At 37.7% G+C, this 14,643-nt stretch carries 15 protein-coding genes; 6 read left to right on the forward strand and 9 right to left on the reverse strand.

Features of this window, described 5'->3' with window-relative positions; translation table 11 throughout:
* Positions 1-269: 269 nt before the first annotated feature.
* Positions 270-1,175 (reverse strand): nucleotidyltransferase family protein, encoded by a 906-nt coding sequence (locus tag MM239_RS00075; RefSeq protein ID WP_241345719.1) that lies wholly within the window; start codon positions 1,173-1,175, stop codon positions 270-272.
* A gap of 320 nt (positions 1,176-1,495) precedes the next feature.
* Here MM239_RS00075 and MM239_RS00080 point away from each other — a divergent pair, with 320 nt between their 5' ends.
* Both MM239_RS00080 and MM239_RS00085 read left to right on the forward strand, forming a co-directional pair.
* Positions 1,496-1,834, forward strand: coding sequence for a P-II family nitrogen regulator (locus MM239_RS00080; protein WP_241345720.1), 339 nt, complete (start codon positions 1,496-1,498; stop codon positions 1,832-1,834).
* A gap of 47 nt (positions 1,835-1,881) precedes the next feature.
* On the forward strand, positions 1,882-3,114 hold the full coding sequence (locus tag MM239_RS00085; protein WP_241345721.1) for an ammonium transporter: 1,233 nt from the start codon (positions 1,882-1,884) through the stop codon (positions 3,112-3,114).
* A 57-nt stretch (positions 3,115-3,171) separates the two neighbouring features.
* On the opposite strand, the gene nadC is transcribed toward MM239_RS00085, so the two are convergent.
* A complete protein-coding gene (gene nadC / locus MM239_RS00090) occupies positions 3,172-4,032 on the reverse strand; it encodes a carboxylating nicotinate-nucleotide diphosphorylase (RefSeq protein WP_241345722.1) in 861 nt (286 codons plus the stop codon).
* Positions 4,033-4,073: 41 nt separating this feature from the next.
* Positions 4,074-4,472 carry a DUF4783 domain-containing protein gene (locus tag MM239_RS00095; RefSeq protein WP_241345723.1) on the reverse strand — a complete coding sequence of 133 codons (399 nt, stop codon included), beginning with the start codon at positions 4,470-4,472 and terminating at the stop codon, positions 4,074-4,076.
* Between the two features lie 306 nt (positions 4,473-4,778).
* Here MM239_RS00095 and gpmI point away from each other — a divergent pair, with 306 nt between their 5' ends.
* Both gpmI and MM239_RS00105 read left to right on the forward strand, forming a co-directional pair.
* The gene (gene gpmI / locus MM239_RS00100; RefSeq protein WP_241345724.1) at positions 4,779-6,305 is read left to right on the forward strand and encodes a 2,3-bisphosphoglycerate-independent phosphoglycerate mutase; all 1,527 of its coding nucleotides are present in this window, start codon (positions 4,779-4,781) and stop codon (positions 6,303-6,305) included.
* Complete coding sequence (locus tag MM239_RS00105) at positions 6,302-6,862, forward strand: hypothetical protein (protein ID WP_241345725.1); 561 nt, start codon at positions 6,302-6,304, stop codon at positions 6,860-6,862. Before gpmI ends, MM239_RS00105 begins: the two co-directional genes overlap by 4 nt.
* Positions 6,863-6,995: 133 nt before the next feature.
* Here MM239_RS00105 and MM239_RS00110 read toward each other — a convergent pair whose 3' ends face one another.
* The 6 genes from MM239_RS00110 to dxs form a co-directional block, all read right to left on the reverse strand.
* Positions 6,996-7,757, reverse strand: a complete 762-nt coding sequence (locus tag MM239_RS00110) for an alpha/beta fold hydrolase (RefSeq protein WP_241345726.1) — start codon at positions 7,755-7,757, stop codon at positions 6,996-6,998.
* A 105-nt stretch (positions 7,758-7,862) separates the two neighbouring features.
* The gene (locus tag MM239_RS00115; RefSeq protein WP_241345727.1) at positions 7,863-8,078 is read right to left on the reverse strand and encodes a (4Fe-4S)-binding protein; all 216 of its coding nucleotides are present in this window, start codon (positions 8,076-8,078) and stop codon (positions 7,863-7,865) included.
* A 77-nt stretch (positions 8,079-8,155) separates the two neighbouring features.
* Positions 8,156-9,019: a pirin family protein gene (locus tag MM239_RS00120; protein ID WP_241345728.1), complete on the reverse strand. Its 864-nt coding sequence runs from the start codon at positions 9,017-9,019 to the stop codon at positions 8,156-8,158.
* 456 nt (positions 9,020-9,475) lie between these two features.
* Complete coding sequence (locus tag MM239_RS00125; protein ID WP_241345729.1) at positions 9,476-9,967, reverse strand: VOC family protein; 492 nt, start codon at positions 9,965-9,967, stop codon at positions 9,476-9,478.
* A 41-nt stretch (positions 9,968-10,008) separates the two neighbouring features.
* On the reverse strand, positions 10,009-10,590 hold the full coding sequence (locus tag MM239_RS00130; protein ID WP_241345730.1) for a Crp/Fnr family transcriptional regulator: 582 nt from the start codon (positions 10,588-10,590) through the stop codon (positions 10,009-10,011).
* A 132-nt stretch (positions 10,591-10,722) separates the two neighbouring features.
* Positions 10,723-12,639 carry a 1-deoxy-D-xylulose-5-phosphate synthase gene (gene dxs / locus MM239_RS00135; protein WP_241345731.1) on the reverse strand — a complete coding sequence of 639 codons (1,917 nt, stop codon included), beginning with the start codon at positions 12,637-12,639 and terminating at the stop codon, positions 10,723-10,725.
* Between the two features lie 177 nt (positions 12,640-12,816).
* On the opposite strand from dxs, the gene MM239_RS00140 reads away from it, so the two are divergent.
* Together MM239_RS00140 and MM239_RS00145 are read left to right on the forward strand one after the other, a co-directional pair.
* On the forward strand, positions 12,817-13,566 hold the full coding sequence (locus MM239_RS00140; protein ID WP_241345732.1) for a segregation and condensation protein A: 750 nt from the start codon (positions 12,817-12,819) through the stop codon (positions 13,564-13,566).
* A 3-nt stretch (positions 13,567-13,569) separates the two neighbouring features.
* Positions 13,570-14,631: a lysylphosphatidylglycerol synthase transmembrane domain-containing protein gene (locus tag MM239_RS00145; RefSeq protein WP_241345733.1), complete on the forward strand. Its 1,062-nt coding sequence runs from the start codon at positions 13,570-13,572 to the stop codon at positions 14,629-14,631.
* Positions 14,632-14,643 lie beyond the last annotated feature (12 nt).

Genomic DNA, 14,643 nt, shown 5'->3' on the forward strand with positions numbered 1-14,643 from the left:
GAAAAAGTTAAAATAGACAGCATTGAACTTTCATTGACTGCAAAAAAAAGGACTCTTCAAATATACACGAAGAGTCCTTTTTTTTTAAGAAATAAAAAAATTTTCGACAATTATCATCAGCCCCACAGGGAAAAAGCCGTAAGGAAAAACCCTTTGAAGGTTTGAGCTAGAATTAATGCCGTCTAACTAAATTAGACCTATTGTCTTAGAAAAAGATCAACCCTCGAAGGACTCCTTCGCTTAGAGATTTTCAATAGCGATTTCCCTAATCAGCCCCAAAGTGAACCTGGATATTCACCTGATTCATGTAGTGATTTGAGAGATGCTATTACTACTGGCCTATCTTCTGTGTAGGTAACACCAAACCAAGTTTTTCCGCCTTCCAAAATTTCTACTGCAGCTTTTCCAGACTCAATAAGATTATTTGCAACTAACGGGATAAAGAATTCAGATTTGATATTTTCCTTGTTTTCTGGCAAAAACTCAAGCCACATAGATTCAATATCTTTGAAAATAGCTGGGTGAAAACCCCAAAAATTCATAGAAACAGGTGTATTCTCTGCGATTTCAATAGCTTCATTGTTTCCTCTGGCGACAATTTTCCCGGATTCACGTGCTATCGAGGTTCTTTCCACCATACCGATAAGTTGGTTTGAAGCATTTGTAGTACACACTCCCCTACTCACTGTACCATTTTCAGACAATACATTCTGAATAGCATAACCAACCATAGCATGAAGGTTTGGCTGGACTCCAGCCTGGAGAAACTTACTCAATATCTCGAATGCTTCTTTGCCATAAAAATCATCCGCATTGATCACAGCAAAAGGTTCTTTGACAACATCCTTTGCACAAAGTACTGCATGTGCTGTACCGTAGGGCTTCACCCGATCTGGGTTTTGATATTCTTCTGGAACAAATGATGTAATAGACTGCAGTACAAATTCCGCTTCAATCTTTCCTTCGATTTTTGGCAAGAATTTCCCTTTGGCAAGTTCCAAAATCTCCTCACGAACGATAAAAACTACCTTTCCAAATCCAGCTCTTATAGCATCATATATAGAATATTCTAAAATAGTTTCTCCATTTGGGCCAAATCCATCGATTTGCTTATTTCCTCCGTATCGACTGCCCATTCCAGCAGCCAATACCAAAAGCGTTGGTTTTTGATTCATTGTTGATAATATCGGTTTTGATTCCACACATTCAAAATTAACCCTTTCACTCTATCATCAAAACCTATTTAAATAAATATATACATATTATCCATTGCTTTAAGGCTCAAACTAGAAACAACTATGTTATAAAAACACCCTATAAATGTATATTACAATATACTTAAGGAAAATAAAGGGTATATTTTAACCTTAAAAATGATTTATAATATCAAATTCTTTGATTTTAGGTTTATTTTTTACCTTCAATTATCTATTTATCAAATTTTATTTTAGATTTGATGTTGAAATTCAAGAAAACCACTAATTCTTTGTCTAAAATGAAAAAAATTGAAGCAATCATTAGAACATCAAAATTTGAAGACATCTACAGATGTGTAGCAGGTTTAGGAATCAAATTCCTTTCTTTCTACGATGTCAAAGGTATGGGACTAGAGCATGCCAAGCCTCAAACATACAGAGGAGTTGCCTATGAGCCTTCTTATATTCCTCGTACCAAAATAGAAATAGTCACCACAGAAGATTTGGTAGAGGCAGTAGTGAATTGCATCCTCAAAGAGGGAAAGACTGGTGAAATCGGAGATGGAAAAATTTTCATTTCTGATATTCAAGAAGCTTACAGAATCAGAAATAATGATACAGGTGCTTCAGCATTATAACACCCCATCAAGAACCTATTCAATCAATATAAAATCTTTACAAACCTATGAATCAAGAAATATTTACTATAAACAACCTCTGGATGATGGTGGCCACTATACTGGTGTTCATCATGCACTTAGGGTTTGCAAGTTTGGAGGCAGGGCTTACACGAGCCAAAAATACCGTAAACATCCTCTTCAAGAACACCATCATTCCAGCTATTGGTTTGTTGACCTATGCTTTTATAGGCTTCAATCTCATGTACCCTGGAGATGACTTTATTGGAAGCTTCTTTGGCTTTGGTGGTATTGGAATATCACTTCCAGAGGGTGGAAACACATTTGCATATAATGAAGGCTACACATTTTTCACAGATTTTATCTTTCAGGCCATGTTTGCAGCGACTGCTGCTACCATTGTATCAGGTGCAGTAGCTGAAAGAATCAAATTAGGGCCATTTATATTCTTTTCAATCCTTTATGTAGGTATCATTTACCCAATAGTGGGTATGTGGAAATGGGGAGGCGGATTCCTAGATACACTTGCTACACCTTTTTATGATTTTGCAGGTTCTACAATTGTCCATTCAGTAGGTGGTTGGGGAGCTTTGGTTGGTGCTTACCTTTTAGGCCCAAGAATTGGAAAATACACGGAAAAAGGCATGAGCGCTATTCCTGGGCACAATATTCCAATGGCGACTATAGGAGTGTTCTTATTGTGGTTTGGTTGGTTTGGATTCAATGGTGGATCTGTGTTGACAGCTGACCCAGGTACTGTTTCATTGGTTTTTGTTACTACAGCCATTGCAGGTGCATCAGGTGCATTTGGAGCGTTATTAGCCTCATATTTGAAATTCAAATCTTATGATATCACCATGGTTCTTAACGGTATCCTTGCTGGACTAGTCGGTATCACAGCTGGTGCTGATTTGATGAGTGTAGGTGAATCAGCCATTATCGGCTTCATTGGAGGCACTTTGGTTGTATTTGCTGTAGTGTTCTTTGACAAGATAAAAGTAGATGATCCTGTTGGTGCGATCTCAGTCCACTTAGTAGGTGGTATTTGGGGAACCTTGGCAGTGGGTATATTTGGTGATCTAGCCAGCATGAGTCAGCTATGGTCACAGTTTATAGGAATAGCTGCAGTAGGTGCATTCTGCTTCGCTACCAGCTGGGTTCTTTTCTTCTCTATGAAGCGCACTATTGGTATCCGAGTAGATGAAAAAGAAGAAACGGAAGGGCTAGATATCAATGAGCACAGTATGCGTGCCTATCCTGATTTCGCTACAAAAGATTAATTTCAGCCATATTTATACAAAAAAAGGGGCTTAACCAATGGTTTTGCCCCTTTTCTTTTAATATGCCTTAAGACTAATGTCTAAACTTTTAATTTGATGGGTAAGTGCACCTACAGATATAAAATCAACACCACATTCTGCAACTTCAGAGAGTGTTTCTTCCGTAATACCCCCCGATGCTTCTAATAGATACTTACCATTGACCATATTGACAGCTTTTTTCATGGTATCATAATCCATGTTGTCCAGCATGATAAAGTCAATACCACCTATCCTCAACACTTCCTGTACTTCATCTAGGTTCCTTGTCTCTACTTCTATTTTAAGGTTTAGCTGATTGTCTTTAAGATATTTTTTTGTGGAAAGAATGGCCTGCTCTAATCCTCCTGCAAAATCCACATGATTGTCTTTCAGCATTATCATGTCATAAAGCGCATATCGATGATTGACACCACCACCGATGACCACTGCCCATTTCTCCATCATTCGAAAATTCGGTGTTGTTTTGCGTGTATCCATTAGTCTTGTTTTGGTATGAGCTATGGATTGTTGCAATTTTGATGTTTTAGTAGCAATACCACTCATTCGCTGCATGCAGTTTAGCACAAGTCGCTCTGTGGTCAATATGGAAATTGATTTTCCTTTTACTATTAACCCAATATCACCAGCTTTCACTTTATCACCATCTTCCAAAAGCAATTCAACTTCTAAAGTTGGGTCGTAATGTTTAAAAATTTTTTCAGCTAATGTCAAGCCAGCAATGACACCATTCTCTTTTATAAGTAGTTTTGCTTGTCCAGTACTTTGCTCTGGAACAGCGGCTAGGGAAGAGTAATCTCCTGGACCTACATCTTCCAACAGTGCTGCTTCAATGAATTGTCGAATAGCCGACTCGGTTAAATATGGCAGATTTTTCACAGCCCAAAATTAACAAAAAATGTCCGAGCACCTTCCAAAAATCAATATTTCATGATTTCGATATTGAATATTCTCATTTCATCTCGGAAAATCTTTCCTTTTATCAATATCCTGTATGGTTCTCCCATTGATTGATAAGTTCCTATGTAATTTTTAATTTGCTCTCCAGAATTACTTTCATGTAATATTTCAAAGTCTTCTGGAGGATATTTCTTGAAAAAATCTCTTAAAACCAATTCAGCTTGATTCTTTGAAAACTCTCCTTGGTTACCGTTGATGTTTAACTCTACACTTTGCTCCATGAATTTTGCGATCTCTCTGCTTGAGCCATTTTTGAAGGTAGTCAATATGGCATTATTAGTCTGATCGTTACTTGAAGGAGCGGTAATCGTACTAAAAGAAAGCAAAATCAAATACAATATGGGTACTAACTTAATCATGTCAACAAAAAAAACAAATTTTAAGCCAATCCATAAGCCGATTGTGTAAAATACCAGTAGATGGGAATAAGTTCTTAGAATCTGTTAATCAAATCTTGTAATAATGATGAAAGGATGATTTTTTTTTTAAATGGCAAAACAATTTTTTAACAAAAAGGATAACAAAGACTAAAATAAAATGGTAGTACACCTGAAACTTCAAGAAATAAAATTTGCATGAGTTTTGGCTTGATGGATAAGAATTTTCATTTTTGAACTTTTATTACTTATACGGACAATCCTATTAGAAAAACCTATATTTGAGCTATGAACAAGAAAGTATTATTGATGATTTTGGATGGTTGGGGCATTGCTACCCGACCAGAAGTTTCTGCAATTGAGAAAGCAAACACACCATTTATTGATGGGCTTTTCAAAAAATATCCTCATGCTAAACTAGAAGCATCAGGACTAGCTGTAGGCTTACCTGAAGGTCAAATGGGTAATTCGGAAGTAGGACATATGAATATCGGAGCTGGCCGAATTGTTTATCAAGACCTTGTTAAGATCAACAAAGCGGTAGAAGAGGGCGACCTAAGCAGCAACGATATTCTAAAAGAAGCTTTTCAATACGCAAAAGCTGAAAACAAAAAAGTCCACTTTATAGGTCTTGTATCGGACGGAGGTGTTCATGCTCATATCAATCACCTCAAAGGTCTATGCGATGCAGCCAAAGCAAATGGATTAGAAGAGGCTTTCATTCATGCTTTCACAGACGGAAGAGATACAGATCCTAAAGGTGGCTTACAATACCTTAATGAAATAGAAGATCACCTTTCACATTCAACTGGACAAATCGCCTCGGTAGTAGGGCGATACTACGCGATGGACAGAGATAACAGGTGGGAGAGAGTTAAGCTTGCATATGATGCGATGGTACTTGGTGAGGGTGAAAAATCTAAAGACATCTTAGCATCCATCAAGAAATCATATGACAATGGCGTAACAGATGAGTTCATTAGACCTATCATCAAAGCAGATTCAAAAGGGAATCCTGTAGGGTTGATTGAATCAGGTGACGTGGTGATCTGTTTCAATTTCAGAACGGACAGAGGTAGAGAAATCACACAAGTTCTTACTCAAAAGGATTTTGAGGAGTACAAAATGAAAAAGCTGAAGTTGAATTACATCACCTTCACCAACTATGATGAAACATTCAAAGATATAAAGGTGCTTTTTGAGAAAGATAACCTACAAAACACACTAGGCGAAGTACTATCTGCTGCTGGCAAGAAGCAAATCAGAATTGCAGAAACTGAAAAATATCCGCACGTCACATTTTTCTTTTCTGGTGGTAGAGAAAAAGAGTTTGAAGGAGAAAGTAGAATATTGTGCCCTTCTCCTAAAGTGGCAACATATGATCTAAAGCCTGAAATGAGTGCATTTGAAATCGCAAATAAGATCAAACCAGAATTAAAGAAAGCAGAGGTAGACTTTATCTGTTTGAACTTTGCAAACCCGGATATGGTTGGGCATACAGGGGTATTTGAAGCTGCAGTCAAAGCATGTGAGGCTGTCGACAAATGTGCAGAAGACGTAATCAGTCAAGCATTGGAAAGTGGATATACTACCATTGTGATAGCTGATCATGGTAATTCTGACATGATGATCAATGAAGACGGCTCACCTAATACTGCACACACAACCAATTTGGTCCCTTGTATCATGGTAGATGATCAGGATAGCTTAGCGGTAAATGACGGGAAGCTGGGTGACCTTGCTCCTACTATATTAAAACTTATCGGAGTAGATATACCAAACGAAATGTCTGGGGATATTTTGTTAAAATCATGATAAAAAGAACGATTATATATTGCTTTGCGCTTTTGCTTATGGCATGTGAAGACGAGCAAGTGAATAGGGGGGAATATGTACCCCCCTATTTTCAATTGGACTCCTTTGTACTACTTCAGGATAGCCTATTGCAAGATTATGGGCTGACAAAGTCTGTCCAGCTGAATGAAAAAAAGGAAGATGTGAAATTAACTCCCCAAAATGTCGATTGGCTTGGAGAGCTTGATTTTTTTTCAAAGGCAGATATCAATAGTCCAGCATTAGCTACTGCTTATCTCGAAGAGATTAAAGGGGATAGCACTGTCTACACTTTAAAAAAAGGAGAAAAGAATAAAGTCAAAACTTTGGCTGTAAGGTTCTTTGACGATAAGCGTCCTAGAAGTATCAGCTTCGTCATGGAAAATGATAATATTTTTTACCAATCAAAAACAAAAGGAGATATGCAAATAGACGCCAACACAGGACTAGTCAGTGCTTACCAAATCTCTGGAAATCAAAAAGTAGTTTTTCTATCACCTATAGAAATGAAAGTAGAAGCAACTGTTACCAAAGATTAGGTTTTGGTTTAGTGTAACTCCCCAAAAACACAATACATTTTTGTTATTGGTCAGTTGTTATTGATAAAAACTCTTCCTGAATTCATTCGAACATTCCTCAATCATATATTGAGATTTTCCAATTGGTTTTAGTTTAAATTGAACTTAGAAATTGCTTCACGATAGCAAGACTTTGGGTGGGAGCTTCATACATACCCATGTGCCCTACTCCTTCAAGCTCATGATATTGTGAAGCACTCGATTCATGAGCTTTACTTGCCTCTATCTTTACAGCTGTATCTTGCACACCTGCAATTATGAGCTTTGGTCTATCAAATGATCCCCACACTTCAAACCTACCTTTGCGATCTCTCATCGTCTCTATATAGGTGATCACGGTATTGGAATCATTCATCTTTCCATAAGCTATCAATTCTGCGATTTCCCTTTCTAGTTTTGATCGACTAGGCTCTGGGAATAGAGGAGGTACAAATGATTCAATAAACTTTTCTACGCCATGCTTATGGATGAAATCTATAGTCTTGTTTCTACTATGACGCTTTTCTTCATCATCGGCAAAAGAAGTCGAATGAAACAACCCTAAGCCAGCTATTTCATTACCCATCAGCTCCACCATGGCTAATCCAACATACCCTCCCAATGAATGTCCTATCAAAACAGGTTGATTTATTTCCATGGATTCTAGCCATTCTTGAAGCAAAACAGCCACTTCTTCGAGGCTTCGAGGAAGTGGCTCATGGTATATATCTTTACCAAACCCAGGCAGATCAAGGCAATAGATTGTGTATAAGTTTGAAAGTTGACTAGCAAAACTACTCCACATTTCCTTTGCTTCACAAAAGCCGTGAAGAAAGATGACAGGTTTCCCTTTTCCTTGTTTGGTATATGAGATCATAGGTCTTTTATGAAATGATTTTCAATTTAAAACTTTAAAAGCTAAATATTACCAGGTTTAATTTGTATTCTGAATAGGGCACTTTAGTATTTACCTAGGCTTTCATTATGCTTCGTCTTTTTTGATGCTCAAGGCGCCTGAAGGACATTTTGAAACCTGATCGATAAGTTCATCCTTGGAGGCATTGTCAGTCTGTATCCATGGCCGAGCTTTAGGATTGTAGACTTTCGACAAAGTTTTCACACATACACCAGCATGAGTACATAGCTTGGGCTTCCATAATATGGTAATGTCCTCTTTGGGATATTCATGAGTTTCCATAGTTTTCAAATTTCGGTTAAAGATCTAGTTTGCATTATCGCAATAATTTCGTGAATTTGATTCTATAATTCAAGCGTTTACCTATAATTGATCGTGCCATACTTTCCTGCGTAGAAGTCCTGATATGCAATGATGATCTCCGACCTGCTATTCATTACAAAAGGCCCTTCTGCAACCATTGGCTCTGCATATGGCTCTCCACCGAAAAGGAGTATATCTGAGGGTCTTTGCTCTTTATTTTCTATGGTAATCTCACCAGCACGAGAATCAAAACTTACAAATTCACCACTCTTGGCTTTTACATTGTTGATTATTGCCTTTTCATTCGGTAAAAAAGCTGCAACCTCTATCTTTTCATCAATAGTTATGGTGAAAGCTCTTTTTGGGGTTACTTGAATATGATATAGAAACTGCTCTGAATAGCTTGGAATACTAGAAACCAAGTTTTCATATGCCCCTGCTATTACTTTGATCCATCCGCTATTTTCTGAGAGATTCATTTTTGGAACTTCATCACTTTGAATGGCTAGATATGCAGGTTTTTCTGCCTTATTTTTAGCTGGAAGATTGATCCAAAATTGAAATGCATGGGTTGTATTGGTACCCGTGCGGGAATCAACATTCAATGTTTCATCATGGATAATTCCATTACCTGCCTTCATCCACTGAACCCCACCAGAATATACTTTGGCATAGTTCCCAGCACTATCAAAATGCTCATCTTCTCCTTCTATGATATAACTCAATGTAGCTATACCTCTATGAGGATGAGCACCAGTCCCACTATTCATTAGCGATGGAGCGTGCATTGGCACAATGTGATCTAGAAAAACAAAAGGGCCAACCGACCTTCTGTAGTTATTGGATAGCATCCTGTATATAGTCAAGCTGCCTATATCTGCCCTTTGACCTTTTATCGAGAAATTAATTTTCTTTTTCATAAATCGACTCATTTAAACGTTTTTTCGAATGGTTACAATCCTTGATTGAAAGCATTACAACTTCTTGTATTAATACCAAATATCAGATCGTATATACCTATCATGAGATAGTTGGTACTTTTTAAAACACTTGTTTGATGAATCAAATTTATTCCAAATCACAGGAAAAAAAGTAGACAAATGACTAAATAACTTATAGACAATTAGCTACTTCAAGAATGAAGATTTTTATAAAAATCAAAGTAAATACGAAACTTTACTTGTGACTATAGAAAAGATCGATTTAACTTAGCTTTGATATTAGTGGATCTTAGATACTCATTGATAACCTATTTTGATTTTTTTGGAATTGACCAATAAATAGCAACCGGTTTAACCTATGAATTGATATTTTCAGGAAAGAAGAGTATTATCAAAAATAATTTTAAGCAAAGTATTTTAGATGCCGACCTGAAGTTAATCCAGCTCCTTCAAAAGGTCTGTCAGGCTGAGTGGGTGAGTGTACATTTGAAGCCTTCCATCACTCTTTTTCGGCCATTCTTCCTTCGGTCTATCCCAATAAAGTTCAATACCGTTTCCGTCTGGATCATCAAGGTAGATAGCTAAAGAAACACCATGATCAGAAAAGCCTGTCAAAGGATAATTCTTAGATTTCAATCTTTGATAGATAATAGCTAAATCTTTTTTAGTGGGATATAATAAAGCTGTATGAAACAATCCAACTTGATGCTTTTGAGCTTTAGAACCATTCTTGCTAAACCAAGTATTCAGACCAATGTGGTGATGGTATCCTCCAGCAGATATAAATGCAGCCTCTTCCCCATACATTAAAGTAACCTCAAACCCCAATAAGTCACAATAGAAATCAATCGAACGCTGTAAGTTTGCTACCTTCAAATGGACATGTCCGATTCTTGTAGCCTTAGGTATTGTATATTTATCTTCCATCGAGGATCTTTGCATTTTGTTAAAAGACGATTTTATACTGTTTAATTTCTCAGCATTTTCCTGCGAATTCGGCTCAAAGTATCCTTTGTAATTCCTAGGTATGAAGCCACGACATGTTGAGGAAATCGATCAACGAAGTACGGATGACTATCTAAAAAAAATTGATACCGCTTTTCGGCATTGAAACTCACAGAATAAGTGATTCTTTTCTGAGAAGCAATACTATTGCGCTCATCAAGTTTGAGAATGAACTCATTAAATGCAGGACACTGCTCACACAATGCCGTTACACTTTGTCGAGATATAAGGAACATTTCACAATCCTCCCAAGCGTCTATAAAATAAATCGAGGGGGTCTGCATCACAAAACTCTCTCTGTCTCCAGCCCACCAATTTTCAATGTATAAATCTATAACATGCTCAGTCCCCTTTTCATCCATGTAATACTTGCGCATCGCACCCTTGACAATGAATGCCATATGTTTACAAATCTCACCTTCTTCCAAAAAATACTGTCTTTTCCTTAACGTTTTCTCTGAAAAGTGACTTAATATGACCTCAAAATCTTCATCTGAAACTAAGGTTGAAACATATTGACTGATGTAGTTCAAAAGTGGATGCATCGATGTTAAATGAAAACTGGCTACTGAAAATGCTTCTATGGATTACGAAGATTAAGTTCGTAATTTAATCTAGAAATACCAAAACAATTAAAAAGCCTTGCTGAATTATCCAACAAGGCTTTTTAAACTTTCTTAAGCTTTCACTTCTAAAGTTATTATTTCTCTCACTGCGTGGGCTATTCCTTCGGGATCGAAACCACATTCTCTGTGTAGCTCTATTTGATCACCATGCTCTACGACTCTGTCTGGAATTCCCAACCTCTTTACTTGTGCACTATAATCTTGGTCTATCATCCATTCAACTACAGCAGAACCAAACCCTCCCATCAATGCGCCATCTTCTATAGTTATCACCTTTTTGAATTTCCCAAACACTTCATGAAGTAGGTCTCCATCCAGTGGCTTTACAAACCTCAAGTCATAATGTGCTGGATTTAATCCATCCTTAGCCAACATTTCGCAAGCTTCCACTGCATAATTACCAATGTGACCTATTGTCAATATGGCGACCTCATCACCTTCTTTTACAATTCGTCCTTGACCTATGGGTACTTCTCGCATTGGTGTCCTCCACTCTGGCATCACACCCTGACCTCTTGGATACCGAATGGAGAAAGGACCTTGATATTGCGTGGCTGTATACATCAAATTACGAAGCTCTTCCTCGTTCATTGGAGCAGATACTACCATATTTGGAATACACCTGAAGTAAGGGATATCATAAGCACCATGGTGAGTAGGCCCATCAGCACCTGCAAAGCCAGCTCTGTCTAAGCAGAGTACAACTTGAAGATTCTGCAATGCTACATCATGCACTACTTGATCGTAAGCACGCTGCATAAATGAGCTATAAATATTACAAAAAGGAATCATGCCTTGAGTTGCGAGGCCAGCTGAGAAAGTAACCGCATGTTGCTCCGCGATACCCACATCAAAGGCCCTATCTGGCATAGCTTCCATCATGATATTCAAGGAAGATCCTGAGGGCATGGCTGGTGTGACACCCATCACTTTGGCATTCTCTTTTGCCAACTCTACAAGGGTATGTCCAAATACATCTTGGTATTTTGGAGCTTGAGGTATTGTTTGGACTTTTTTATAAATCTCACCAGTGACCTTATCAAATAATCCTGGCGCATGCCAAGTTGTTTTGTTACCATTTTCGGCAGGTGCATAGCCTTTGCCTTTTACTGTTACACAGTGAAGTATTTTAGGACCAGGGATATGCTTAAGGTCTTCTAATATTTCTGCTAGATGATTGACATCGTGTCCGTCTACTGGACCAAAATATCTTAAATTAAGCGATTCGAATAAGTTACTTTGCTTAAGAACAGCAGACTTGATAGCTCCCTCTACCTTAGAAATAACTTCTTGAGCTGAGGTTCCAAACTTGCTGAATTTACCAAGTAGGTTCCAAACCTCATCCTTGACTTTGTTATAAGTATGAGAGGTAGTGATATCTGTAAGGTAATCTTTCAATGCCCCAACGTTGGGGTCTATCGACATGCAGTTATCATTCAAAATTATTATAAGGTTGGTATCGGAAACTCCTGCATGATTCATGGCTTCAAAAGCCATCCCTCCTGTCATGGATCCATCACCAATCACTGCCACATGCTGCTTTTGCTTTTCTCCTTTATATTTGGATGCAACTGCCATGCCTAAGGCAGCCGAGATTGAAGTACTTGAATGCCCCACCCCAAAAGCATCATATTCACTCTCTTTTCTTTTAGGAAATCCTGAAAGACCTCCGTAGAGTCTATTGGTATGAAAACTGTTTTTTCTACCTGTAAGAATTTTGTGTCCATATGCCTGATGACCCACATCCCACACCAGCTGGTCCTCAGGTGCATTGAGCACATAATGCAAAGCAACCGTCAACTCTACAACCCCAAGACTAGCTCCAAAGTGCCCTCCATAGATAGAGACATTATCTATGATAAATTGCCTCAGCTCTTCACAAAGTTGCACAAGCTTTTCTTTGGGAAGCTTTTTCAGATCTTTGGGTGAGTCGATCTGTGCGAGTAATTTTCCTGGAGTTATGATCATCTTAGTACCTTTGCGTCATTCAAAAATTATAAACACTTTCCAAATGAGATTGTTTTCAAGGACTCAAGATTCAAGCCAGCAATCCAATTTTTTTTAACACTTATTAAATTTAGCATTAATTTAAATATCTTTGAAAGCATTTGGAATGCAAAATTAATATAAATTTAATAGTATCCAGTGAGTTTCGAGATCAAATTACCACTATTCGAAGGGCCATTCGATTTGATGCTCTTTTTCATCGAGAGAGATGAGCTGGATATTTATGATATTCCTATCTCTAAGATCACCAATGATTTCCTTGAGTACATCCACCAATTGGAGAAAATGGAAATTGAAATTGCTAGTGATTTTATCCTTTTTGCTGCAACCTTGATGAAGATCAAGTCCAAAATGCTCATCCCAAGACCCCAACTCAATGAAGAAGGCGAAGAGATTGACCCAAGAGAAGAGCTGGTCAGACATTTACTGGAATACAAAAAATATAAATCTGTCATTGGTGACCTTGCTTCTTTAGAAGAAAATAGGTTGTCTAAAGAAAAGCGAGGTAATATTGCCAGAGAAATCAAGCAACTTTCCAAAATTGACGACGTAGAAGCAGAGGTTCAGGATTTGGATTTATATAAGCTATTAAAAGTGTACCAACGTGTTATGTCTAAATTTGCATCTCGGACAGATGATACCAAACATACAGTAATTCAATATCCTTACACCATCGAGCAACAAAAAGATTTCGTTTTGGAAAAAGTCAGTTTCAGAGATAGAGTTCCTTTTACTGAATTTATCGAATACAAACCAGATAAGATTTTTGTGATTTATACTTTTTTGGCAATTTTGGAACTCCTTCAGCTTTCTATGGTTACTATCAAGATAGGAGAAGGATTCAATAATTTCTGGGTGGAAAAAACAGAGCCCATCAACGCGGCGTAAGGTATGAAGCTAGACAACAAGAAGATTTTTGAGACACTCAATCCCAATAAAGTGTGGGTACCGGTTTTAATCGGTCTTGGGATTGTATTTTTAATGTTTTATTTGGATCCAAATGTAAACGCTAAAACACTTCGAGGTGTGTTTGATGCATCTTTTCATGGTGTATTTATAGCTATTCTATTCATTCTCTTTAGAGATATTGGATACATTTACAGGATAAGAACGATTACGGACAAGCACTTGACATGGACAAGGGCATTATATGTGATCATACTGTGGGAATTTGCTTCTGCAGTTACTCCATCTATCGTTGGTGGGACTGCGGTAGCTATTTTTATCTTAAATAAAGAGGGAATCAAGCTAGGTAAAGCTATCGCATATGTGATGGTTACTGCTATACTTGACAACCTATTTTTTGTAATCGGAGCTCCAATCATCTTATATTTAGCAAAAGGTGAGATCTTCCCGAGCTCGAGGGTTATGGAAATGAGACTGGGTAATAGCCTAGAAATACTATTCTGGGCTAGCTATGCACTTTATACCATTTATTCCATCATCATGGCTTCTGCTCTTTTTTTCAGGCCAAGAGTCTTCAAATGGGTTCTCCTTAAAATCTACTCCATCAAATGGCTTCATAAGTGGAGACACAGTGCCCATGAATATGGAAATCAAATCATAGAGGCATCGAAAGAACTAAAGGGAAAAAAGAAGGAGTATTGGTTACCAATAATTGGAGCGACAATATTCATCTGGAGCTCGAGGTATCTGATGCTAAATGCATTAATATCTGCCTATGAAAGCTTGACCTTGATGGATCACATTATAGTCTTTGCACGACAAGTGATCATGTGGATTGTAATGATGATCTCACCTACACCAGGTAGTAGTGGGACAGCGGAGTTTTTCTTTGCACAGTTTTTCAGGGAGTTTTTAAGTGGTTATACATTTGTGACCAGCATCCTTTGGAGAATGCTCACCTACTATCCATATTTGATTTTGGGTGCGATATTCCTACCAAGGTGGGTCAAGCAAGTATTCTTCAAAAAGAAGAAAAAGAAAAACTAGAAGCAGATTCAC

It is taken from the genome of Belliella filtrata, assembly GCF_022549775.1.
GTDB lineage: Bacteria > Bacteroidota > Bacteroidia > Cytophagales > Cyclobacteriaceae > Belliella > Belliella filtrata.

Excerpts from the sequence above, each read along its gene's own strand:
- MM239_RS00075 (WP_241345719.1), bottom strand. The coding sequence starts at position 1,175 with ATGAATCAAAAACCAACGCTTTTGGTATTGGCTGCTGGAATGGGCAGT.
- MM239_RS00080 (WP_241345720.1), top strand. The coding sequence starts at position 1,496 with ATGAAAAAAATTGAAGCAATCATTAGAACATCAAAATTTGAAGACATC.
- MM239_RS00085 (WP_241345721.1), top strand. The coding sequence starts at position 1,882 with ATGAATCAAGAAATATTTACTATAAACAACCTCTGGATGATGGTGGCC.
- MM239_RS00095 (WP_241345723.1), bottom strand. The coding sequence starts at position 4,472 with ATGATTAAGTTAGTACCCATATTGTATTTGATTTTGCTTTCTTTTAGT.
- gpmI (WP_241345724.1), top strand. The coding sequence starts at position 4,779 with ATGAACAAGAAAGTATTATTGATGATTTTGGATGGTTGGGGCATTGCT.
- MM239_RS00105 (WP_241345725.1), top strand. The coding sequence starts at position 6,302 with ATGATAAAAAGAACGATTATATATTGCTTTGCGCTTTTGCTTATGGCA.
- MM239_RS00110 (WP_241345726.1), bottom strand. The coding sequence starts at position 7,757 with ATGATCTCATATACCAAACAAGGAAAAGGGAAACCTGTCATCTTTCTT.
- MM239_RS00115 (WP_241345727.1), bottom strand. The coding sequence starts at position 8,078 with ATGGAAACTCATGAATATCCCAAAGAGGACATTACCATATTATGGAAG.
- MM239_RS00120 (WP_241345728.1), bottom strand. The coding sequence starts at position 9,019 with ATGAAAAAGAAAATTAATTTCTCGATAAAAGGTCAAAGGGCAGATATA.
- MM239_RS00125 (WP_241345729.1), bottom strand. The coding sequence starts at position 9,967 with ATGGAAGATAAATATACAATACCTAAGGCTACAAGAATCGGACATGTC.
- MM239_RS00130 (WP_241345730.1), bottom strand. The coding sequence starts at position 10,590 with ATGCATCCACTTTTGAACTACATCAGTCAATATGTTTCAACCTTAGTT.
- dxs (WP_241345731.1), bottom strand. The coding sequence starts at position 12,639 with ATGATCATAACTCCAGGAAAATTACTCGCACAGATCGACTCACCCAAA.
- MM239_RS00145 (WP_241345733.1), top strand. The coding sequence starts at position 13,570 with ATGAAGCTAGACAACAAGAAGATTTTTGAGACACTCAATCCCAATAAA.